The organism is Longicatena sp. (assembly GCF_982403165.1).
This window is the reverse complement of record NZ_CEVYEL010000017.1, coordinates 26,477-49,439: the sequence shown is the minus strand read 5'-3', so window position 1 is coordinate 49,439 and position 22,963 is coordinate 26,477. Positions and strand designations below refer to the sequence as shown.

Here is a 22,963-nt window from a genome sequence, read left to right as displayed (position 1 = left end):
TCAAAGACCGATAGCATCCACTGTTTGGTGGACGTCACTCTCGTTGAGTGCCTGTATATAATATCAAATTATATCGTTCCTGTCAATCAAAATAATAACTTTTTTATGATTATTTCAGATTATTTTTACTAATCTGCTATTCCATATGATCTAGGCAGAAATTCTTTCTATCGCTTTACGAATTTGCCTCTTGATATGGATACTTTTGATAATCACAAAAGGAGTTCCTACATCGTAAGAACTCCTTCTTGATATCCTTTAGGATTGTTAATCGTGTAATTCCGGAAGAATTGGCTGTTTAATTCCAATTTCTTCATCAGATACATCTTCACCATCCATGATTTTCTGTACCATTTCACTTGTTAATTTCTCAGGTGAAGGTACATATGCCATAAATTGATCATCATCTGGTTTCGCATTACGTTCGATACGCTCTTCGCGTAACTCTTCTGCTCTTTCCGCAATGATTTCATTTGTCTGGCGATCAGCTTTGCAGCCGGTTCCAGCTGGAATCAGCTTACCGATGATAACATTTTCTTTCAGACCAATCAGGTAATCTTTCTTACCTTTGATTGCTGCATCCGTCAGAACTTTCGTTGTTTCCTGGAAAGATGCTGCCGATAAGAAGGAGTCTGTTTCAACAGATGCCTTAGAAATACCTAACAATACCGGTTTGAAAGTAGCCGGTGTTTTACCGCTTAACAATGCCTGACGGTTGATTTTCGTGATTTCGGTCAAGGATACCTGCACACCTGGATTCAAGTGTGTATCATTGCCTTCCAGAACGACTACTTTACGCAGCATCTGGCGAATCATAACTTCAATATGCTTGTCACTGATTTCAATACCCTGGCTAGCATATACTTTCTTAACTTCTTTTAGAATGTAGTTTTGAACCTGACGTACACCAGCAACCTTTAACAATTCCTTAGGGTCAACCTGACCTTCCGTAATTTTGTCACCAGCTTCGACATGTGCACCAACCTTCATCCAAGGACGAATTGCCTGTACCAAAGTCACCTTATGCGTAATACTTTCTTTATCATTTGCGACAACTACTTCGTAGCCTGTTTCAATCTGATTAATCGATGTGATTTCACCGGTAATCTGAGCTAATACAGCTACACCCTTAGGACAACGAGCTTCAAACAGCTCCTCGACACGAGGAAGACCCTGTGTGATATCTCCACCATCAGCACTTGCTACACCACCGGTATGGAAAGTACGCATGGTCAGCTGTGTACCTGGTTCACCGATAGATTGGGCAGCCATGATACCAACAGCTTCGCCAACTTCAACATCTTTACCGGTTGCCATGTTACGACCATAACATTTCTTACATACACCGTAAATAGATTTACAAGTAAATGCGCTTCGGATATATAAGCCTTCAACACCAGCATCTACAATTCGCTGCGCAATTGGCTCCGTGATGAATTCATCACTTTCAATGATGACTTCACCTGTCTTAGGATCTGTAACTTCTTGTTTTGTATAACGACCAACTAAACGATCATACAAAGATTCGATAATCGTATTCGTTTTGCGATCTACGATAGCTTCTACCCAGTACCCTTTATCTGTACCACAGTCTTCCTGTTTAACGATAACATCCTGGGCAACGTCAACCAAACGACGTGTCAGATATCCAGATTCGGCAGTCTTCAATGCGGTATCGGTCAGACCTTTACGCACACCGTGTGTTGAGATAAAGAACTCAGACACATTCAGACCTTCACGGAAACATGAATAGATAGGAACCTCGATGATACTTGGTACATATTCACCCTTCGCTGATTTGGACTGTGATGGTTTCGCCATCAGACCACGCATACCAGCTAACTGAGTAAAGTTTGACGTATTACCACGGGCACCAGAACGCGCCATCATGTTGATTGGGTTTTTACGTGGCAAGTTACCTAACAGCTCTTCGGCGATATCATCTTTGACATCTGCCCACAGCTTATTTAAGTGACGTTCCCACTCCTGCATCGTAAGCTTACCTTTCTTACGCAGGGTTTTTAATTCTTCGGCTTTGGCTTTACCATATTCCACATGCTCTTCTTTATGAGGAGCAACCTCGATATCACTTAAGGATACCGTAACACCGGCAACTGTAGAATATTTAAATCCCATATCCTTGATCTGGTCAAGGATTTCAGATGTTTTTTCAGTACTGTAACGTTTGAAGATCTCACCGATGATCTTACCTAAATCTTTCTTCTTGAAAGCAGGTGTTACAGGTAAATTACGGATAGCTTCTTTTACATCTTTTCCCATATCCAGGAAATACTTTTCCGGTGTTGCCTGGAAATTGGCTGCACTTACCTCATTCAAGAATGGGAAGTCGCTAGGGAACATGTTGTTAAAGATAACCTTACCAACTGTTGTCAGCAAATACTGTTTCTGCTGTTCATCCGTAAAGCTTGTTTTATTTAATGCTCTTGCCGGAATGGCAATACGAGAATGTAAATGAATCTGGTCTGTTTCATAAGCCATCAAAATTTCATTGATGCTACCGAAGACATGTCCTTCATTATCTCCATAACGCTGCCACATAGCTGCTGATTTTGGACAATCGACAGATAAATAGCGCTGCGCTTCATCATGGAATTCTTCAGCCGTTTCTTCCATCGTCAGATAGAAGTTACCCATGACCATATCCTGACCTGGGGTAACGATTGGTTTTCCATCCTTTGGACCTAGGATATTGTTAGAACCTAACATCATCACTAAGGCTTCAGCTCTTGCTTCTTCACTCAATGGTACATGGACAGCCATCTGGTCACCATCGAAGTCGGCATTAAAGGCAGTACATACTAATGGATGCAGACGCAATGCACGTCCTTCTACCAGTTTTGGCTTAAACGCCTGAATACCTAAACGGTGCAGCGTAGGGGCACGGTTCATTAAGACAGGATAGCCATCAATTACCTTTTCAACGATATCCCAAATACGTGGATCCTGACGATCAATCAGTTTCTCTGCTGTTTTTGGATTGCTGGCGATTTCCTGATTTACGATTTCATTAATAACAAATGGTTTAAACAACTGAATTGCCATTTCACGTGGAATACCACACTGATACATCTTCAAATCTGGTCCTACGGCGATTACAGAACGACCGGAGAAGTCAACACGTTTACCTAATAGGTTCTGACGGAAACGTCCTTGTTTACCCTTTAAGGAATGTGATAAAGACTTCAAAGCACGTCCGCCGGCACCGGTAATTGGTTTAGAACGACGACCATTATCGATCAAAGCATCAACTGCTTCCTGCAGCATACGTTTTTCGTTTTGTACGATGATAGCAGGAGTTCCCAACTCTAATAGCTTCTTCAAACGGTTGTTACGTGTGATGACACGACGATATAAATCATTTAGATCACTTGTCGCGAAACGTCCACCATCTAACTGCAGCATTGGTCTTAAATCAGGTGGGATTACCGGAATTACTGTCATAACCATCCATTCTGGCTTATTGTCAGAATTACGGAAAGCTTCTACGGTATCCAAACGCTTGATTAATTTCTTACGTTTTTCACCCTGCGCATTTTCCAAAGCTTCTTGAATGTGTTTGTATTCTAATTCCAGGTCAACTTCTTTCAACAGGGTCAAAGCAGCTTCTGCACCAGTCTGTGCCGTAAAGCTTCCAGGACCGTACAGTGCCATATATTCACGATATTCTTTTTCAGATAAGATCTGTTTGTATTCCAGATTCGTATCCTTAGGATCTGTTACGATCCAGGATACGAAATATACTACTTCTTCCAATTGTTTTGGTGTTACATCCAGCAGCAGTGCCATACGGCTAGGAATACCGCGTAAATACCAGATGTGTGCTACCGGTGCAGCCAATTCAATGTGTCCCATACGTTCACGACGAACACTGGATTTGGTGATTTCTACACCACAGCGGTCACAGACAACACCTTTATAACGTACTTTCTTATACTTACCGCAATAACATTCCCAGTCCTTGCTAGGTCCGAAAATACGTTCACAGAACAATCCATCACGTTCCGGTTTCTGGGAACGATAATTGATTGTTTCCGGTTTTTTAACTTCACCATGACTCCATTCATGGATTCTTTCAGGAGATGCTAGGCTCACCTGAATTGAGGCAAAATCATTAACACTCATCTACTTACGCCTCCTCTACTTGTTCATCATCTTCTGCAATTAATACATCTTCGTCGAAGTCATCCATGTTTTCTTCATCATCCAAAAGCACTTCATCATCTTCAACTTCAACATCTTCATTTATATCATTGATATCCTCTTCACTGACAACCTCTTCCTGTGGAATTGGTGGCAGTGCAGCAGGTTCACTTGATTCTTCTTTGTTGATATCGACTTCATTTCCGTCTTCATCCAGCATCTTCACATCGATGGCTAATGCCTGTAATTCATGTTTCAATACGCGGAAGGATTCAGGAATGCCTGGTTCAGGAATATCTTTTCCTTTGATGATTGCTTCATAAGTCTTAGTACGTCCTACGATATCATCAGATTTTACCGTCAAGATTTCCTGCAGTGTATGGGCAGCACCATAAGCTTCCAGTGCCCAAACCTCCATCTCACCGAATCGCTGACCACCATTCTGTGCTTTACCACCTAATGGCTGCTGCGTTACTAAGGAATAAGGTCCGGTTGCACGGGCATGCAGCTTATCGTCAACCATGTGCGCCAGTTTGATCATGTACATAACACCGACAGAAATACGTTCATCGAATGGTTCACCGGTACGTCCATCGTACAGTACCTGTTTACCATCTACGGTCATATCGGCTTCTTTCATGATGTCGCTTAATTCCTGATTGTTGATACCATCGAATACCGGTGTGGAGAATTTCACGCCCAGTTTCTTAGCGGCATATCCTAAATGGATTTCCAGAACCTGTCCGATGTTCATACGAGATGGCACACCGAATGGGTTCAACATGATATCAATTGGCGTTCCATCTGGCATATATGGCATATCCTCAACCGGTAAGATCTTGGAGATGACACCTTTATTACCATGACGGCCGGCCATCTTATCACCTTCAGAAATCTTACGTTTCTGAACGATGTAAACTTTTACGGTTTCATTGACTCCAGGTGGCAGATCATGTCCTTCGCTTCTTTTGAAGATGCGGATAGAATGGACGATACCGGCACCGCCATGAGGTACCTTCAAGGAGTTGTCACGCACTTCACGGGATTTCTCACCGAAAATTGCTAATAACAGTTTTTCTTCAGGAGAGATTTCACTCTGTCCTTTTGGTGTTACTTTACCAACCAGAATGTCACCCTCGCGTACTTCCGCACCAACCATGATGATACCACGGCTGTCTAAGTTACGGCAGGCTGCTTCACTTACGTTAGGAATGTCACGAGTAATTTCTTCTGGCCCTAATTTTGTTTCACGACAATCAATGTCGTATTCTTCAATATGAATTGACGTATACACATCATCACGTACCAAACGCTCACTCATGATGATGGCATCCTCATAGTTGTAGCCATACCATGTCATATAGGCGATCGTAACGTTTTGTCCAAGGGCAAGTTCACCCTTTTCCATAGATGGTCCATCGGCTAGGATATCTCCCTTATCGATGCGTTCACCTTTTTTTACGATTGGACTTTGGTTGATGTTGGTACCATTGTTAGAACGCTGGAATTTACGCAAACGATATTCATGACGTTCTCCATCATCACCACTGACGATGATGCGCTGAGAATCGACGTATTCAACAATACCGTTTTCTTTTGCGACGATACCGACACCAGAGTCCTTGGCAATCTTATATTCGATACCAGTTCCTACATATGGAGAATGTGGCTGTAACAAAGGTACGGCCTGACGCTGCATGTTCGCACCCATCAAGGCACGAGAAGCATCGTCATTTTCCAGGAATGGTACACAGGCAGTTGCCACGGATACGATCTGTTTTGGTGAAACGTCGGCCAATTCTACTTCTTCACGTTTAGCGATGATGGTTTCTCCCGCTTTACGAGCAACGACATTTTCATTGATCAAACGGCCTTCTACAACCTCATTCGCCTGCGCGATAACATAATCTGCTTCTTCATCAGCTGATAAGTAGATTGCTTCATCTTCTACTGTTCCATCTTTCTTAACGATACGATATGGTGTCTGAATAAATCCATATTCATTGATCTTACCATAAGAAGTCAGGTTGGAAATCAGACCGATGTTTGGACCTTCTGGAGTTTCGATAGGACAGATACGACCATAGTGAGAACTATGAACGTCACGTACTTCAAAACCGGCGCGATCTCTGGTCAGACCACCTGGACCTAAGGCAGAAATACGACGTTTGTTGGTCAATTCTGCCAATGGATTCTGCTGATCCATGAACTGTGACAGCTGAGAACTGGAGAAAAACTCCTTGATAGCTGCTGTTAATGGACGAATATTCGTTAATTTCTTAGGTGTTAAGGTTGCTGTTTCCGCAATGGACATACGTTCCTTAACAACACGCTCCATACGGCTTAAACCGATACGGAACTGGTTCTGGATCAATTCACCAACAGAACGGATACGACGGTTACCCAACATATCAATATCGTCGGTTTCTCCAACACCTTCCATAACATTTAAGTTATACGTATAGAATGCATACATATCGGAAATCGTAATGGTATGCTTGTTCGCATATGGGTCATTACCGATTACTTTTACTACTTGCTCATCGCCAGTACGTACAAGCACTTCCTGAACGGCTGCACCTACCAACCATGCATACACCGTTTCACCGTTGTTTACTTTATTACGTAAAGCTTCCTGGTCGTTTGCACTTAAGGTATCTGGCTTATGACGAGGTAAATAGCCTTCTGCATAGAAGTCACCTTCTTCATTTTCCAGGTCATTGCCCTGTGCATCCGTTACACGGCCTAACGCATACATGCGCTGTCCATAGTTTAACACTGCATTGACATTGCCTTTTTCCAAAGCCACCTGCTTTGCGATGATACCGCCATGTACAGAAATGGTTTCACATTCTTTTGCGATTGCGTCTACATCCTTCTGTGTTAATACGGTTCCTTCAAACAGGGTAGCATCACTCAATTCCACATCCTCTGCCAAAACACGGCCAACAAGACCAAGATGGTTAGATGCCGGAACTTCTACTTTATCCGGATGGTTGAATAATGGATTGAAAGGGAAAGCATGTACATGCATACCTTTTTCCAACTCTTCACGTAAAGTGTTACGTTCATCACGATGAATCATCGTACCGCTAGGCATGAAGACACTGCCATCACTTGCCAAAATATCCATTGCCAAACGATTACCGTAAATACGGTTGATGGCATTTAATTTCTTACGTAATTTAAAACGTCCGGCTTTGGTTAGATCATAACGGCGAGGATCAAAGAACTTCGCATTCATTAAGGTGATAGAACCATCCAAGGTAGGTATTTCATCCGAACGCTGGTTTTCATAAATAGACAATAAAGCTTCCTGTGTAGTCTTAACCTTATCGGCTAACAGGGTATTCTCAATTTCTTCGTATTTACCAAAGTAAGATGCATATAATGTAAGGTAAAGATTCATGAATTCACGATCTTCATCATCCTGTGCAACATCTTCGATCACATCACGTCCCATAGCCTTTAAGAACGTCTTGATCTGTGTTGTATCATGGGCATCTTCGCTGTGATCTAAATCAATTGACATACCGACAGCTTTAAACAATACAGAAGAAAGCATTTTACGTTTACGGTCAATGCTCATGTTTAAAACACGTCCGGTAGACGCTTTTTTCGTTTCTGTCATGTATTCCAGCCAAGTACCGCGGCTTGGAATTAATTCACAGGCATACGATACTTTACCTGTTTTTTCATCATAACCGGTAGAGAAGTACGCTCCCGGAGAACGCACGATCTGCGAAACGATGACACGTTCCGCTCCATTGATGATGAAAGTACCTGTTTCGGTCATTAAAGGGAAATCACCTAGGAAGACATCTTCCCATTTATTGATAACTTCACCTGTTGTGTTATCTGTTATTTCAAGTTCCATGCGTGCTTTCAATGGTGCTGCGTAATTACATTCGCGATACATTGATTCTTCCGCATTGTATTTAGGTTCACCGAATTCATAACCGGCGAACTTCAGCTTGATATTTCCTCCATAGTTTTGAATCGGGTAGATTTCATTGAAAACTTCTCCAATTCCTTCGTTCTTGAACCACTCAAAAGAATCCGTCTGAATTTCAACCAGATTCGGCAGTTCCAGATGTCCACTAACTTTTGAGTAATCGCGACGCTCTGCCTTTTTACCGGAAGCGACAATACGATAAGGCTGTTTTTTGTCCATGTACGCCATCCTTTCTACAAGTTTTTCTTACCAAAATAGGGCATGAAAACCCATTTTAATATTTTAGTATTATGCAATTTATTATAATATCAATGGTTTGTCAAATTGTCAATGCTTTTTCGATATTTTAGCTATTTGTGTCCGTTGGGTAGCAATCTGCATGGAAAGGTATATTTTCATAACTGATTGCATGTGATAACGATTGTTGCACCATCATGGTGGCAATTTCCATAAAGAAGAGCTTTCCTTCATAATTTCGTGAAAGTGTGCATGCTGGCATTTCCTAGTATCAACCGATTTAACTTCTCTACGTTATCGTTGGTATTTTTGGTATCACCCGGCTTAACTTTTCTACGTTATCGTTGGTATTCTTGATATCAATCGGCTTTACTTCTCCCTACGTTATAGTGGTACTATAGTTATGCTGTACGTATATTTATTTCTTTGCCTTTAAGATCCAATAGCCTTTTTCTTTTTCAATGATGTCACAATTACCGAACACTTCTTTGATTTTATTCACTGCACTGTTTGCGCCCTGTTGCTTACGAATAACGACCCATAAGCAACCGCCTTCACATAAATAATCATAAGCTTTTTCAAAGATTTCATAAATGACCTTCTTACCGGCCCGGATGGGTGGATTGGTTAGGATGTCAGTATAAGTATTCCCAGTTACCTGTGCATATACATCGGACTCATGAATCTGCACATCCACATGATTGGCCTTGGCATTTTCTTTAGCTAGGGCGATTGCACGTGGATTGACATCGACCATTTCCACATGCTTATCGGGATATGTATGCTTGATGATGATACCGATTGGTCCATATCCGCAGCCAACATCAAGTATCGTATCCTGTAGTTCATCTCTTTTCAGCAGGGTGTTTAAGAAGACCTGTGTTCCAAAATCAACACCGCCTTTTGAGAAGACACCGTTATCAGTTAAGAAAGTATAGTTAAAACACCAAAACCGGAAAGATATTTCCTTCCGGTTTTCTGCTAAATGACGATTATCTGTAAAATAATGATCCATCGTTATCCCGCCTTTTTTAGGTGACAAAAAGCCCGAAGGCTTTTTGTAGTTCATCAAGATGTGTAAGTTATTACTTAACTTCTACGCTAGCTCCAGCGTCCATCAATTTCTTCTTGATTTCTTCTGCTTCTTCTGGGCTAACATTTTCTTTGATTACGCTTGGTGCTTTGTCAACCAGACCCTTAGCGTCTACCAGACCTAAGCCTGTGATTTCACGTACAGCCTTGATAACAGCAACTTTTGTTCCACCGATGTCTGTTAATGTAACAGTTACTTCGCTTGGTCCTTCAGCAGCAGCACCTGCATCAGCAGCAGCTGCAACAGCAACTGGAGCAGCAGCCGTTACGCCAAATTTTTCTTCGATTGCTTTTACTAATTCATTCAGTTCTAAGATTGTAGCTTCTTCTAAGTAAGCTAAGATGTCTTCCTGGTTTAATTTTGCCATGTTCTTTTCCTCCTAGTTAATAGTTTGTCTGCATGCAATTAAGCAGCAGCTTCTTCTGTAGCTTCGGCAGCTGGTGCTGCACCTTCTTCTTTGCTTTCTGCAACAGCTTTAACAGCACATGCGAATCCGCGTACTGGTGACTGTAAGCAGCTTAACAGCATTGATAACATACCTTCACGGTTTGGCAGACTTGACAACTCTTTGATTGTGTCAACACTGACTACCTTACCTTCTACGATACCGCTCTTCAGTACAAGCTTGTCGTGTGTTTTCGCAAATTTTGCTAATACACGAGCAGGGGCAACTGCGTCTGGTCCAAATGCGATTGCGTTTGGTCCAACCAAGTCTTTTACTAATTCACTGGCACCGGCTTCTTCGGCAGCACGCTGAGCAAGAGAGTTTTTGTAAACCTTGAACTCTACGCCTTCTGCGCGAAGATCTCTACGCAGCTGTGTTACTTCCGCAACACTCAGACCACGATATTCAACAACTACGGTTGAATCGGCTTCTTTCATTTTCTGAGCAATTTCAGAAATGACTGCCTTTTTGCTATCGATGATTGCCTGGTTCATGAACTTCACACCTCCTGATTTATATGTAACAATATACCTTTCAAGAGTGATATAAAACACCCGCAAACTGGACAGTCTACGGGTGAAAGTTTTATCTACTTGCTTTCTACCTCGGTAACATGATTAAGCTGTTACGCCGTTACTGTCTATGGTATATTGATAACATCGAATATTTTAAACGTTGTTTTGCAGTTTGTCAACCTTATTTAACGATTTCTACATGGATGCCAGGACCCATTGTTGTTGTTAATACAAGGTTTTTGATATAAGCACCCTTAACTGCAGCAGGGCGTGCTTTTACGATTGTGTTGTAGATTGCGTTGAAGTTGTCCACTAACTTCTCATCGTCAAAGCTTACTTTACCGATCATCAGGTTAATGTTACCTTCTTTATCAACACGGTATTCTACTTTACCTTTTTTGATGTCTTCAACAGCTTTTGCAACATCCATGGTAACTGTACCAGTCTTAGGGTTTGGCATTAAGCCCTTAGGTCCTAACAGACGACCTAATTTACCTAATTCACCCATCATGTTTGGAGTGGCAACGATCACATCGAAGTCAAACCATCCCTTCTGGATTTCTTCTAACAATTCTTTTCCACCAACGAAATCTGCGCCAGCGTCTTTTGCTTCCTGTTCCTTAGGTCCCTGTGTAATAACACAAACTTTCTGTGTTTTACCAGTACCATGAGGCAGTACCATAGCACCACGGATCTGCTGATCTGCATGACGTGGGTCTACATTTAATTTGAAGCTAACTTCAACAGATGCGTCGAATTTAGCGATGTTTGTTTCTTTTGCTAATTTTACAGCTTCAGCTACCGAATAAGACTTTGAGCGGTCGATTTTCTTAGCAGCTTCAGCGTATTTCTTTCCAACTTTTGCCATATCTATTTACCTCTCGCCTTTCTTATCCTTCATAACCTTCAACTTTAACGCCCATGTTTCTAGCAGTACCAGCAACGATACGCATAGCAGCTTCTACATCATTTGCGTTTAAGTCAGGCATTTTGTATTCTGCGATTTCACGCAGCTGATCAACTGTAATTGTTCCAGCGGTTTCTTTCTGATCACCACTAGCCTTCTTGATGCCAGCAGCTTTCTTGATCATGATGCTTGCTGGAGTTGTTTTTAATACGAAATCAAAGCTCTTATCTTCGTATGCAGTAATAATAACTGGTACCATATCACCATTACGGTCCTTTGTAGCATCGTTAAATGCTGTACAGAACTGCGGCATGTTGATTCCGGCAGATGCCAGTGCTGGTCCCGGTCTAGCTCCTCCTGCAGGGAACTGAAGTTTACAAATCTTTGCAACTTTTTTACTCACAAGACACACCTCCTATATATTGTTGTCTTATGCAGTGGTTTGATTGAAGGAGCTGCTCCTTCTCCCACGCATTCTAAAACACCACAAAATGTGGCGCTCTTGTATTTTAATACGAATGGAAATGAAATGCAAGAAGAAGTGTTTATTTTTTTAAACTTCTTTTCCAAAAGCGATAGTAGGTATTAAAAAACGATACTCTTTATGAAATGTATAACGTTTGTCCCATATATAGCAAAGGTTCAATACCATCATGGCATTGAACCTTTCTTACTTTATTTCACTTGTTTTTTCGCAGTTGGTTTTTTTCTCTTATATTCTAATAAGACACCGCCAAAACTTGGCACATCTACTGTAATGGTATAAGGACGTTTATTGCATTCTTCTTTTATCGTTTTATATTTCTGCAATGTTGTAGTTTCTCCTCCATATATATCCATATCCGTATTCAGAATTTCCTGATAGGTTCCACTTTCAGAAACCCCGAAGGTATGAGCCTTATATACATTAGGTGAAAAATTCAGAAGAACGATATAATTCTTAGTTTCCCCTTTTCGCATATAACTAAAGAGATTTTCATCCGCATTATCCGCATCGATCCATTCAAAAGATTCCCAGTCATATTCTTTTTCATACAGCGTAGCCGATTTACAGTATACTTCACCTAGTTTCGCAAAGTATTTATGGAAAGCGTCGTGCATCGGATATTTTAATAGATCCCAATCGCACTGTTTTTCTTCATCCCATTCACGGAAATGAGCCAATTCATTTCCCATGAAGTTTAGCTTTTTACCAGGATGTGTAAACATATACAAATATAACGTTCTTAATTGCGCAAATTTTTGTTCATAGGTTCCAAAGATTTTATCAACAATTGTCTTCTTGCCATGTACTACTTCATCATGAGAAAATTCCATCAAGAATCTTTCAGAATAGAAATAGGCCATTGAGAAAGTAATATTATTATGATGCCATTTACGGTAAATAGGATCTTTTTCTAAATATTTCAAGGTGTCATTCATCCAGCCTAAATCCCATTTATAGTCAAAGCCCAAACCACCTTCAACCGTCGGATGTGTAACCTTAGGGAAATCACTGGAATCCTCTGCTATCAGCATGATTCCAGGGAATGCTTCATGTAAATTAAAATTCATTCGTTTAATAAAGTGCAATGCTCCTTCGTTTGTTCCTAAGTCTTTATTGCCATGCCAGTGAATGACATTGCTGATTGCATCCATACGAAGACCATCGACATGATATTTATCAATCCAGAAAGCTGCCGCTGACATTAAGAATGAGCGTACTTCTTCTTTCCATAGATTAAAATTAGCGGTTCCCCATTGTGAGTCTGCATCACATGCTTTCTCATATTCATATAGAGGCGTTCCATCAAAATAAGACAAAGAGAAATCATCTCGTACAAAGTGTACTGGCACAAAGTCCATAATGACACCAATTTTTGCTTTATGACATGCGTTAATCAGATACATCAGATCCTCACATGTACCATAACGGCTCGTTGCACTGAAATAACCGCTGCATTGATAACCCCAAGAACCATCGAATGGATATTCATTCAAAGGCATCAATTCAATATGAGTAAAATGATTTTCTTTTACATAAGCGATTAATTCTTTTGCTATGCTGCGATAATTTACCCACTCCACATCTTCTTCCTTTTTCCATGAGCCTATATGCAACTCATAGATATTCATTGGTTTTGCAAAGTTCTTATCTCTTTCTGCGAGCCATTTGCCATCGCTCCATTTTTTATATTCCAGATTTGTCACAATGGATGCTGTGTTCGGACGCAACTCTGAATAAAATGCATATGGATCCATTTTATCGACAACTCTGCCAGTTGCCTGTGTGATACGGTATTTATACATATCTCCTTCTTTAGCACCAGCAATAAATAATGTCCATACTCCTTTATCATCACTGCGACGCATCTTGTGTCCTTTACAGCTCCAATCATCAAAGCTTCCAATGACCTGTATTTCCTGTGCATGCGGCGCAAATGTCGTAAAACGAACACCCTTTTTCCCACGTTCTTCACAGATATGCGCACCAAAAAACTCATATGCATTGATGGCATTTCCTTTATAATAATTATCTAAAATTTTATTTTTCATGAGAACTCCTCCAGTTTCTATATCATATCTTTATTTTACTCTATTTTGCCTGTAAAACCTACAAGAATTTTGTTATTTTAAAGAATTTGTAATGGGTTTCAAGGTTTTTTGCTGTTTTTTTATACAAATCATGAAAATTGTCGTTTAGCCTTTGATAATCAAAGTTTTATGCATCTATGTTGACTTCTAATCCCATATAAGTTATTGTATATATAGAGTTATCCTAAGCTAACAAAAGGAGGCGTTTTTATGATCATCTTAATCCCTTTACTTGTATTATCTTTTGCCTATAGTACCTTTTTCATTAAGAAAAAACTATTGCAGATTGTTAAACTGTGTGCATAAGTCATCTTTCAATAAACTTTGTCTTTCAATTGATCATTTTGGTTACCTTGACAATTAGGCACTGACATCTCGCATAAACTTTGCCTTTTCATGGCAGATAGTAAAATCTTCATACTCCTTTGCTAATTAAAACAGGAAGTCTTTACTATTTTTCAATAGTCTTAAGACTTCCTTATTTTTTCCCGAATCGGGCATTAAAATGTACTTTGCTATGTTCTATTAACCAATCAGTTTCTTCATAGCATCTTGATAAGCTAATGTTTTTTCATGTGCGTCCTGTAAGGAAGTGCCTTTGATACAATAATAGAACTTACATTTTGGTTCTGTACCGCTTGGACGTATTGCTATCCAGCTGCCATCTTCTAAATAGTATTTCAAGACGTCTGATTTCGTAAAGCCACATAATTCACTCTCTACACCATTTTCTAAGATACGACATTCCTTGTAATCCTCAAAACGCGTTACCTTTGTTGCATTGATTTCTTTTACTTCACTCTTACGCAAAGTAGCTAAAATTTCCTGAATGCGTTCAGCTCCAGCCTGTCCTTCTAATTTCAAAGAAGTTTGGCTTTCTTCATAATAGCCCAATTCAGCATACAAATCATATAATACATCCACTAATGTCTTACCTTTTGCTTTATAGTAGCAAGCAGCTTCAGCTAGCATCAAACAAGCCTGTGGAGCATCTTTATCGCGTACGAATGGTTTAATCAAAGAGCCATAACTTTCTTCATAACCAAATACATACTGCTTTTCATTTGTCTTTTCATATTTCGCAACCTTTTCACCAATAAATTTGAAGCCGGTTAATGTCTTTTCTGTTGCAACACCATACTTTGTCGCAATCTTTTCTCCAAGATCACTGGTTACAACGGTATTAAACATGACAGGATTGTTTGGCATTTCCCCTTTTGCTGTCAATTGTGAGAAGATGTACTCAATTAAAACGGCACCACTTTGATTCCCTGTTAATAGTTTATAGTCTCCATTATGTTTAACACCGACACCCATACGGTCTGCATCAGGATCACATACCAAAATAATATCGGCATCTTCACGTTTTGCATATTCTAATGCCATTTCATAAGAACCTGCTTCTTCAGGATTTGGTGTTGGTGTATTCGAGAAATCAGGATCTGGCGTACATTGTTCTTCCACAGCCACAAAATGATATCCCGCACGTGTATATACCTCTTTCACTGGAATATTGGCTGTTCCATGCTCTGGGGTAAAGATAATTTTCACATCATCTTTTGGAATATCCGGATTCAACTGGATACTTAATACATTAGCATAATATTCTTCATCAACATCTTTTCCGATGACCGTAATCAGTTTCTCCTGTTCAGCAGTTGGATTTGCCTCAATTGCCAATTCATCCGCAACCGCATTCACACGATCAATAACTTGTGCAGCAAGTGCCGGTACTAGCTGACAGCCTTTTTCATCATACAATTTATAACCATTATATTCTTTCGGATTATGACTAGCCGTTACCATGATACCGCCGAAACATTGAAAATGTCTGACTGCAAAGCTTAATTCAGGAGTCGGGCGCAAGGATTCAAACACATAAGAACGGATGTTATACGTAGCCAACAATCTTGCAGAATCCATAGCAAATTCTTTTGACATATGACGGTTGTCATAACCAATCGCAATGCCGCGTTTCATAGCTTCTTCGCCATGTGCGCAGATATATTCAGCAAATCCCACATTTGCTTTACGAATCGTATGAATGTTAATACGATTTGTTCCAGGACCCAACAAGCCTCTCATTCCTGCTGTTCCAAACTCTATCGTTGTATAAAAAGCATCATTCATCGTCTCTTCATCCATGTTTTCAAGCACTTCTTTATAAGAAGGATCTAGGTTAGGATGATGTAACCATCTTTCATAAATATCTTTGTACATTTTCTCATTCTTCCTTTCTGTATTGCTGTTTCTATTATAGCATACTTCATTTACATTTTATATCAAACTTTATCGAAATGTAAGCGATTACCACAGATTTCTGTGATGCATTATGTTTCTTTTTTATTACCTTATAAAAGAGTTGAAAAAAAAGATGACCTTTGTCATCTTTTTCATCATAATTTCATTAACCGATGATTTTCTGTGCGCGCAATACTTCTTCGATAGCAGCGATTGCAGAATCTTCATCATCACCATTACAAGTGATTGTGATTTCAGACTGTGTTGGGATTCCCAGTGACATAACACCCATGATGGATTTCATGTTTACTTCACGGCCTTTGAAAGACACGTTAACTTCACATTTGAATTTGCTTGCAGCGTTTACAGCAACAGTAGCTGGACGTGCATGCAAACCAACTGGGTCGATTACAGATACAGTAATTTGTTTCATTTTATATTCCTCCTAAATTAACTTATTTACATACTCTATTTTAAACCATTTTGATACCACTTACAATCTTTTTTTTAACGAAAACAAAGGAAATCGCCATTATTTTAAAAAGCCGATTCGTTTTTCAAGAAATTCGTCACAATTCCACACTTCAATTCCCTGCTTTTTACAGAGCTGTACAAAAACACCATCACCATCTTTTAATTTCCCTTGAAAAGTACCGTCATAAATACGCCCTTTTCCACAGCTTGGGCTTCTTGGCTGTAAGATTACCAAATCTACTTTTTCATCAAGCAACCGCTGTACTTCCTTTTCAGCGCCTCTTATAAAAGCGTCTGTCACATCTTCCTTATCTGTATTCAAGATACGTCCGTTAACGATCTCACAACATGCCCGCGGAACCGGTAAACCACCGGCTATTTCAGGGCATACTGTAAGATGAGGACGATCCTTTAAAAATGCTATAATTTTGGCATTTTCATTGTTACCGCCATTGTATTTACAATTCACGCCCATAAGACATGCACTCACCGCATAGTTCATTCATTTTGCCCCTTTCCCTTTCGATTTGATCACTCATGTAGCATCATTATACCATACTTTCAAAGAACGCAACAATTTCAACAAATCCTCTGAGTAAGTGCTTTGATCGGTTATCCTTTTATAAAAATCATATAGCTTATTATTTTATTTAATAAGCTATCTTTCTCATCAGCCGATATAGAGATTTCCTATATCTTTCACATAGACCAATATCAAATACGTCCCTAGATCCTTCATGTGTCAATCTGCTTGCTATTTGCTTCTATCTTTTATATTGCCTCTTTCTTTTCTTCCTTAACATATTTCACAAAATCTCCATGCGGAATTACCGCTTTTAAACGCTCCGCATTCTTTTCATAATCCAAGGAAAAGCAATAGACTTCCAATTCTAAAAGTGCGCCTTGTGTTGTACGTATTATCTTTCGTGCTTTGTAGTACTCCCCTAACGTATCTTTATGACAGCCCTCCAGCTCATCAATCGCTGATGCAACCTGTTCATCAATCTCATAAATTTCACCAAAGACATCCTGATCACCATCTAGCAATGCCGGATACGCCGCATCTTTTAATGCGTAGAGGCAGCCTTTTACATATCCATATCCAACAAAGTGGCTTTTCCCTTTCAGATAGCGTTCATAGTTATACATTCCCTTACGTAAAGAACCATATACAAATATCTGTTTCATTAACAAATCGTGCCTTCACTTTCTTTAACATCAATTGCTTGCTCAACCATTGCCGTTATCGCCGCTTGAATACCTTTTACAATGACATCCAATGCCATACTTGGCTGATTTGGTTTATCAACAACCTGACTTGGGAGATATGGAATATGAATAAACCCACTTTTTTGTCCTTTTCCACGTTTTTCTAATAAATAGCGAACGCCATAGGTAACATGATTGCACACAAAGGTCCCTGCTGAATTAGATATAGAGGCTGGTATACCTGCAGAGCGTATGCTTTTGACCATCGCCTTAATCGGCAGATTAACAAAATAAGCATCCGGACCATCCGCAAAGATTTTTTCATCGATAGGCTGCTGATGACCATTATCTGCAATGCGATAATCATCAATATTGATACCAATGCGCTCTACCGTGATATCACTTCTGCCTCCTGCCTGACCAATGGATAGCACCATGTCCGGTTCATGGTCTTCAATCGCCTGTTTGATGACGGCAAGAGATGTGTGGGCAATTGTTGGTATTTCTAATTTTATGATCTGTGCATTCGCAATTTCATCATCTAAACGTTTCACTGCCTCGATTGCCGGATTGATACTTTCCTTTCCAAACGGATCAAAACCTGTTACTAATATTTTCATAATCTTATGATACAGCTTTTATGTGCTGTATGTGCTCCTTTCCATACGCTTTATTCTGTGCCAATCAAAGCTTTTTAAACTTTTTTAAAAAGCTAAGGTCAGCATCAAGATGATATGAATGAGAATCAACAACAAAGCCATTGGTGCCTGTGCTTTGATGATGGTCCATTTATCCTTTGTTTCTAATACGGCGGTCGGTACAATGTTAAAATTTGCCGCCATCGGTGTTAATAATGTTCCACAATATCCACACGTCATACCTAAAGCTCCAACAACACTGGCATCACCGCCTTGAGCAATCACAAATGGAATACCTATCCCTACCGTTATAACTGAAAAAGCCGCAAAAGCATTTCCCATGATCATCGTAAAAATGACCATCGCAAGGCAATAGACAACCACACCAAAGAAGATACTGCCTTCTGGTAAGATACCAGCCATCATTGTTGATATGACATCGCCAACACCGGCTTTGGTAAATACCTGCCCCAATGCTCCTAACAACTGTGGCAACAAGGAGGCACTTCCCACCTGCATCAGCAATCTAGCCGTATCATGGCGTGTATCCTGAAAGTTTGGACGACAAATAAACATAGCGGTAAATAAAGCAAGGATGCATCCTGTTCCAACCATTACCGCACCGGGTAACGCTAATTCACCAAGTTTCACTCTTGACAATATCAACGCCACAACCGCTACCAACACCGCCGGTATAAATATCTTATTACCAATTTTTTCACTGTATTGTTGACGTGCTTTTTGATCTACTGGCGCAAATGTACCAACTTGTACTTGATGGGTCATGGTCAAACCGCCCATCACTAATAACAAGATGCCGCACACTTCATAGGGTAACACCTTACCAAACATAAAGATCACCCCAAGGATGCTCCAAAACAATGTCGTCCCCACTTTGGCATGTTCATTTTCCAAAGCCCGATAGGCTGCATTAAAACTGATAAATCCACAAAGGATAAAGATAAATTCCGCTGCATAATCTAAGAATGCCGCCATTTTATTCTTCCCTCCTTCGCAATTTCTTATCCTTTAGCCAAACCTGCACAAAGCTTAAGCACAGGACAATTATGGCCACCGGTATGGAAGCTGCTGCTACAGAACTGATCGTAACTTCTCCATAGCCGGCTTCTGCTAACGCTCCCTGTATCAATAAGACACCACTTGCGGCAGGAAACAGATTTTGCGCAAAAAAGTTCCCATAGTTTTCAATGGAGGCTGTCATTCCTTTTAATGTATCTCTTTGCTTTTCATTTAAGGGTTCCCCCTTAGCCTTCTCTGCTGCCGCCTCTGACATCGGCAAAATCAAAGGACGTACAAATTCTACATGTCCGCCGATTCGTATATTTGCGGCACTGGCAATACTGCGTATGATCATATACAAAGCCAATACCTTGGCGGCAGATGCATTTTTAATCTTCCCTATCAAATAAGCAGAGCGTTCCTTAAGTCCATATCGCTCGATAATCGCAATAACAGGAAAAATCACCAAAAAAATCGACATCAAGCGATTATTCACAAAGGATTCTCCCATAATGCGTAATATTTCCATAAAGCTTAATCCGGATACCAAGCCAGTTACAAAACCGGCAATCAACACGGTCGCTAAAACATCAAATTTCATGACAAAGCCAGCGACGATGATAACGATACCGATAAGTTTTATATAATCCATTCTTTTGACTCCTTTCTAGAACGGTTTAAATTTTATCAAGGAATCAATCTCTATGCAAACAGGATTACCTTAAAATCTTATCATTTTATCCTTTTTTATAAAATACGATCTGCTGATTTCCAGTTCGTTCCTTATCTAGCTGATAACCATCTTCTTGAAACTGATAAACTTCTGCCAAAGTTTCTACTTGTCGCTGTGCCAAAAAGTGAACCATGCGTCCTCTTGCCATCTTGGCCTGTGTTGCCTCAACTTTACGTTTTCCCTTTTTTTCTACTTGGAAAATAACATCAATCCATTGTTCTTTTGGAATATAGGGACGTATTGCTTTCTCATATTCTTTACTTGAAAGATTCAAAAGATACTTCTCTTTATGCGTATGAACTTCCTTTAGCAATACTTTAGCCAAAGTATCTTGCCAATATGCATATAGATCGTTATAATCTTGTACCTTTAATTTACATTGCATTTCTAAGCGATAAGGTTGAATACTGTCAAAGGGTCTGACAATGCCATAAAAAGCGCTGAGGATACGCAGATGTTCCTGAAGATAGGAAAGCTCGCTCATCGCTAAATCTTCCATTTGCATATATTTAAATTGTAAGCCATCATAAGCTTCTATTGCACAATAGCCATTCTCATGAAAAGACAATTGATCAAAGCGTTGTTTTGTCTGTATAGCCAATGCTTCTTTCACATGCATGAAATGCATAATATCTTCTACTGTTAACATCTTTATATTCGCTAAAAGCAACTCTGCTTTTTCCCACAGCTGTGGCATGGCAGATGGTTTGTAATGGGTCGTTGTTTTCATTGTTTTTGTCGGTGAAATGATATAAAGCATAAAATCCCTCACTTTCTGTATGTATTATAACAGATATCCTCCATTTTGACAGAATGCTGATGGCATAAAAAAAGGGGGTATCCAAAATCTTTAGGGGTCTGAAATTTCTTGTTTGTTTTTTCATTCCCCTAAAGTTGCCCCGTAATTTTCTGGTGAAACTTCCTAAAAGTTTGGTTGCATTAAGAAAGTAGGCGATAGTCATTAAACTACCGCCCCTTATCAAACCGTACGTGCCCTACTAAGGCATACGGCTTACCAATATGCTTATTTATGTTATCCACTATATCGTAGATTCACTCCTGAATTTACGATTTTCTTTATTCTCTCCTGTGTATAGTATTTGATTCCCTGTTCTTTTAATTTATTGATATATTTTTCTTTTCTGACTTTGTTCTTTTCCTGTTGTTTGTTCACATACACATCTATTGTATAGCTTGGATACATATCCTTGTAATAATGCCATGCCGCGGGTATCAATCCTATCTTACAGAAGAATTCGATATTCCAGACTCCTATTTTCGCAAATCCTTTGCGTATGTTTGGATGTTTATGTATCATGCATACTCTTAATCTTTGCCTAATATATGCATCCAATTTATGAAGATTTCCAATACAACCTTTCACATAACAGTGACTTTCCTGTCCTGCCTGTTCATTCAGTTTTATGGCTTTCTGCACTGTCTTATAATAGTTTACTTTACCAACGATTACATAATTCACTCTTTTGACCCATTCTTCTTTACTTAGCGTCAATGTTTTCTTTGTCTTTTCTTTGATTTTCATTTTAAAATCTTTCAATGACTTTTCCGTTGGTGTTACTAAAAAGTATGGTTTCCCATCTTTCTTTCTATTTCTCCAATGTTGAAAATCAAATCCTACGAAAGTAAAATCGTCATCATGAAAATCTACTATCTTTGTCTTGTTCATGGCTATTTCCAAGCCTAATTCTTGGATTACTTTTTGCGCCAGTTCTCCTGCCTCTATGATTTTCTCTTCACTTTCCGCAAACAGTAGAAAATCATCGGCATATCTTACAAAGTAGATTCCTGCTTTCGCCAGTTCCCAGTCCAGTTCATTCAAATAGATGTTTGCCAGTAATGGAGAGATTACTCCTCCCTGTGGTGTGCCACTATTTGTTTCAAGATATTTTCCTTCTTCCATATATCCTGCCTTCAGCCATTTCCATATGAGGTTCAGCACTGTACCATCTGCGATATATTTATTCAATACGCGCATTAACTGTTTATGTGGGATATTATCAAAGAATCCTTTTATATCACAGTCATAGATATAATTTCTTCCTTTTTCTATATTCCACAGTATCAACTGCATTACTTTCTCCATACCATAATTGGGTCTGTATCCACAGGAACATTTATGAAAGATTCCATTCTCAAACTTTGGACTTAGTATATTCACTAGGGTCTGTTGTATGATTCTATCTTCTATCACAGGTATTCCAAGTGGTCTTTTACCTCCACTCTTCTTAGGTATATACACTCTTCTTACAGGTGCTGGTGTATACGTTTTTGTTTTAAGTTTTTCTAGGATTTCAAGGATTCTTTCTTCCGACTTTTTATCGAATTCCGCAATGGTCTCCCCATCTATCCCTCCGCTTCCTTTATTAGTCTTTACCTGTTTCCATGCCTCCCTCAGTTTCCTGTCTCTCAGCATTTGACCATATAAAGAATGCCACTTAAATTTTAGTGGTTCGTTCATAAAACTCTTTTCCTCCTTCCCCACACATCTGGTTCGTCTATACCTCAGTATCGTGACCATTGCCATTGTGTGAAATTTAGTTAAGTCGCATAAGGTCAAGCCTCTTCACATTCAGTCAAGCTTTGGTTTCTTGACCTACTCCGCTACTACAAGCTTGTCTGACTACTCCATACGTCTTATGAATTTCGCATTACGCTTATATCATAAGACCCTTTGCGAGTATGGAGTCCTCACAGGGTTATCGCTATATCCTTACTGACATGCCAACTATCATCACGTTAA

Annotated in this window: 17 protein-coding genes and 1 other annotated feature; all 17 genes read right to left on the bottom strand. The window is 39.7% G+C overall.

Annotated elements, in window-relative coordinates; translation table 11 throughout:
* Positions 1-267: 267 nt before the first annotated feature.
* The 17 genes from rpoC to ltrA all read right to left on the bottom strand — a co-directional run bounded on the left by rpoC (position 268) and on the right by ltrA (position 22,681).
* Complete coding sequence (rpoC, locus tag AC1VS3_RS05605) at positions 268-4,143, bottom strand: DNA-directed RNA polymerase subunit beta' (protein WP_008691285.1); 3,876 nt, start codon at positions 4,141-4,143, stop codon at positions 268-270.
* 4 nt (positions 4,144-4,147) lie between these two features.
* Complete coding sequence (rpoB, locus tag AC1VS3_RS05600) at positions 4,148-8,335, bottom strand: DNA-directed RNA polymerase subunit beta (protein WP_008691284.1); 4,188 nt, start codon at positions 8,333-8,335, stop codon at positions 4,148-4,150.
* 436 nt (positions 8,336-8,771) lie between these two features.
* The gene (locus AC1VS3_RS05595) at positions 8,772-9,368 is read right to left on the bottom strand and encodes a class I SAM-dependent methyltransferase (protein ID WP_008691283.1); all 597 of its coding nucleotides are present in this window, start codon (positions 9,366-9,368) and stop codon (positions 8,772-8,774) included.
* 70 nt (positions 9,369-9,438) lie between these two features.
* The gene (rplL, locus tag AC1VS3_RS05590) at positions 9,439-9,813 is read right to left on the bottom strand and encodes a 50S ribosomal protein L7/L12 (protein ID WP_008691281.1); all 375 of its coding nucleotides are present in this window, start codon (positions 9,811-9,813) and stop codon (positions 9,439-9,441) included.
* 38 nt (positions 9,814-9,851) lie between these two features.
* A complete protein-coding gene (gene rplJ / locus AC1VS3_RS05585; RefSeq protein WP_008691280.1) occupies positions 9,852-10,385 on the bottom strand; it encodes a 50S ribosomal protein L10 in 534 nt (177 codons plus the stop codon).
* Between the two features lie 43 nt (positions 10,386-10,428).
* Positions 10,429-10,555: a sequence feature (ribosomal protein L10 leader region), on the bottom strand.
* Between the two features lie 32 nt (positions 10,556-10,587).
* Positions 10,588-11,274 carry a 50S ribosomal protein L1 gene (gene rplA / locus AC1VS3_RS05580; RefSeq protein ID WP_008691279.1) on the bottom strand — a complete coding sequence of 229 codons (687 nt, stop codon included), beginning with the start codon at positions 11,272-11,274 and terminating at the stop codon, positions 10,588-10,590.
* 22 nt (positions 11,275-11,296) lie between these two features.
* Positions 11,297-11,716 (bottom strand): 50S ribosomal protein L11, encoded by a 420-nt coding sequence (gene rplK / locus AC1VS3_RS05575; protein WP_008691278.1) that lies wholly within the window; start codon positions 11,714-11,716, stop codon positions 11,297-11,299.
* A 272-nt stretch (positions 11,717-11,988) separates the two neighbouring features.
* Positions 11,989-13,848 (bottom strand): 1,4-alpha-glucan branching protein GlgB, encoded by a 1,860-nt coding sequence (gene glgB / locus AC1VS3_RS05570; protein ID WP_008691277.1) that lies wholly within the window; start codon positions 13,846-13,848, stop codon positions 11,989-11,991.
* 564 nt (positions 13,849-14,412) lie between these two features.
* Positions 14,413-16,107 carry a phospho-sugar mutase gene (locus AC1VS3_RS05565; RefSeq protein ID WP_008691275.1) on the bottom strand — a complete coding sequence of 565 codons (1,695 nt, stop codon included), beginning with the start codon at positions 16,105-16,107 and terminating at the stop codon, positions 14,413-14,415.
* Between the two features lie 187 nt (positions 16,108-16,294).
* Positions 16,295-16,561 (bottom strand): phosphocarrier protein HPr, encoded by a 267-nt coding sequence (locus tag AC1VS3_RS05560; RefSeq protein ID WP_008691274.1) that lies wholly within the window; start codon positions 16,559-16,561, stop codon positions 16,295-16,297.
* Positions 16,562-16,660: 99 nt separating this feature from the next.
* Positions 16,661-17,104 carry a 2-thiouracil desulfurase family protein gene (locus AC1VS3_RS05555; protein ID WP_008691273.1) on the bottom strand — a complete coding sequence of 148 codons (444 nt, stop codon included), beginning with the start codon at positions 17,102-17,104 and terminating at the stop codon, positions 16,661-16,663.
* Between the two features lie 269 nt (positions 17,105-17,373).
* A complete protein-coding gene (locus AC1VS3_RS05550; protein ID WP_008691272.1) occupies positions 17,374-17,790 on the bottom strand; it encodes a gamma-glutamylcyclotransferase family protein in 417 nt (138 codons plus the stop codon).
* Positions 17,790-18,431 (bottom strand): pyroglutamyl-peptidase I, encoded by a 642-nt coding sequence (pcp, locus tag AC1VS3_RS05545; protein WP_008691271.1) that lies wholly within the window; start codon positions 18,429-18,431, stop codon positions 17,790-17,792. Before pcp ends, AC1VS3_RS05550 begins: the two co-directional genes overlap by 1 nt.
* An 84-nt stretch (positions 18,432-18,515) precedes the next feature.
* Positions 18,516-19,445: a DUF979 domain-containing protein gene (locus AC1VS3_RS05540; RefSeq protein WP_008691270.1), complete on the bottom strand. Its 930-nt coding sequence runs from the start codon at positions 19,443-19,445 to the stop codon at positions 18,516-18,518.
* A gap of 1 nt (position 19,446) precedes the next feature.
* Positions 19,447-20,121: a DUF969 domain-containing protein gene (locus tag AC1VS3_RS05535; RefSeq protein WP_008691269.1), complete on the bottom strand. Its 675-nt coding sequence runs from the start codon at positions 20,119-20,121 to the stop codon at positions 19,447-19,449.
* A gap of 85 nt (positions 20,122-20,206) precedes the next feature.
* Positions 20,207-20,962 (bottom strand): peroxide stress protein YaaA, encoded by a 756-nt coding sequence (yaaA, locus tag AC1VS3_RS05530; protein ID WP_008691268.1) that lies wholly within the window; start codon positions 20,960-20,962, stop codon positions 20,207-20,209.
* Positions 20,963-21,235: 273 nt separating this feature from the next.
* Positions 21,236-22,681 (bottom strand): group II intron reverse transcriptase/maturase, encoded by a 1,446-nt coding sequence (ltrA, locus tag AC1VS3_RS05525; RefSeq protein WP_008686908.1) that lies wholly within the window; start codon positions 22,679-22,681, stop codon positions 21,236-21,238.
* Positions 22,682-22,963 lie beyond the last annotated feature (282 nt).

Coding starts and splice junctions, on each gene's coding strand:
- rpoC (WP_008691285.1), bottom strand. CDS start 4,143: ATGAGTGTTAATGATTTTGCCTCAATTCAGGTGAGCCTAGCATCTCCT.
- rpoB (WP_008691284.1), bottom strand. CDS start 8,335: ATGGACAAAAAACAGCCTTATCGTATTGTCGCTTCCGGTAAAAAGGCA.
- AC1VS3_RS05595 (WP_008691283.1), bottom strand. CDS start 9,368: ATGGATCATTATTTTACAGATAATCGTCATTTAGCAGAAAACCGGAAG.
- rplL (WP_008691281.1), bottom strand. CDS start 9,813: ATGGCAAAATTAAACCAGGAAGACATCTTAGCTTACTTAGAAGAAGCT.
- rplJ (WP_008691280.1), bottom strand. CDS start 10,385: ATGAACCAGGCAATCATCGATAGCAAAAAGGCAGTCATTTCTGAAATT.
- rplA (WP_008691279.1), bottom strand. CDS start 11,274: ATGGCAAAAGTTGGAAAGAAATACGCTGAAGCTGCTAAGAAAATCGAC.
- glgB (WP_008691277.1), bottom strand. CDS start 13,848: ATGAAAAATAAAATTTTAGATAATTATTATAAAGGAAATGCCATCAAT.
- AC1VS3_RS05565 (WP_008691275.1), bottom strand. CDS start 16,107: ATGTACAAAGATATTTATGAAAGATGGTTACATCATCCTAACCTAGAT.
- AC1VS3_RS05560 (WP_008691274.1), bottom strand. CDS start 16,561: ATGAAACAAATTACTGTATCTGTAATCGACCCAGTTGGTTTGCATGCA.
- AC1VS3_RS05555 (WP_008691273.1), bottom strand. CDS start 17,104: ATGAACTATGCGGTGAGTGCATGTCTTATGGGCGTGAATTGTAAATAC.
- AC1VS3_RS05550 (WP_008691272.1), bottom strand. CDS start 17,790: ATGAAACAGATATTTGTATATGGTTCTTTACGTAAGGGAATGTATAAC.
- pcp (WP_008691271.1), bottom strand. CDS start 18,431: ATGAAAATATTAGTAACAGGTTTTGATCCGTTTGGAAAGGAAAGTATC.
- AC1VS3_RS05540 (WP_008691270.1), bottom strand. CDS start 19,445: ATGGCGGCATTCTTAGATTATGCAGCGGAATTTATCTTTATCCTTTGT.
- AC1VS3_RS05535 (WP_008691269.1), bottom strand. CDS start 20,121: ATGGATTATATAAAACTTATCGGTATCGTTATCATCGTCGCTGGCTTT.
- yaaA (WP_008691268.1), bottom strand. CDS start 20,962: ATGCTTTATATCATTTCACCGACAAAAACAATGAAAACAACGACCCAT.
- ltrA (WP_008686908.1), bottom strand. CDS start 22,681: ATGAACGAACCACTAAAATTTAAGTGGCATTCTTTATATGGTCAAATG.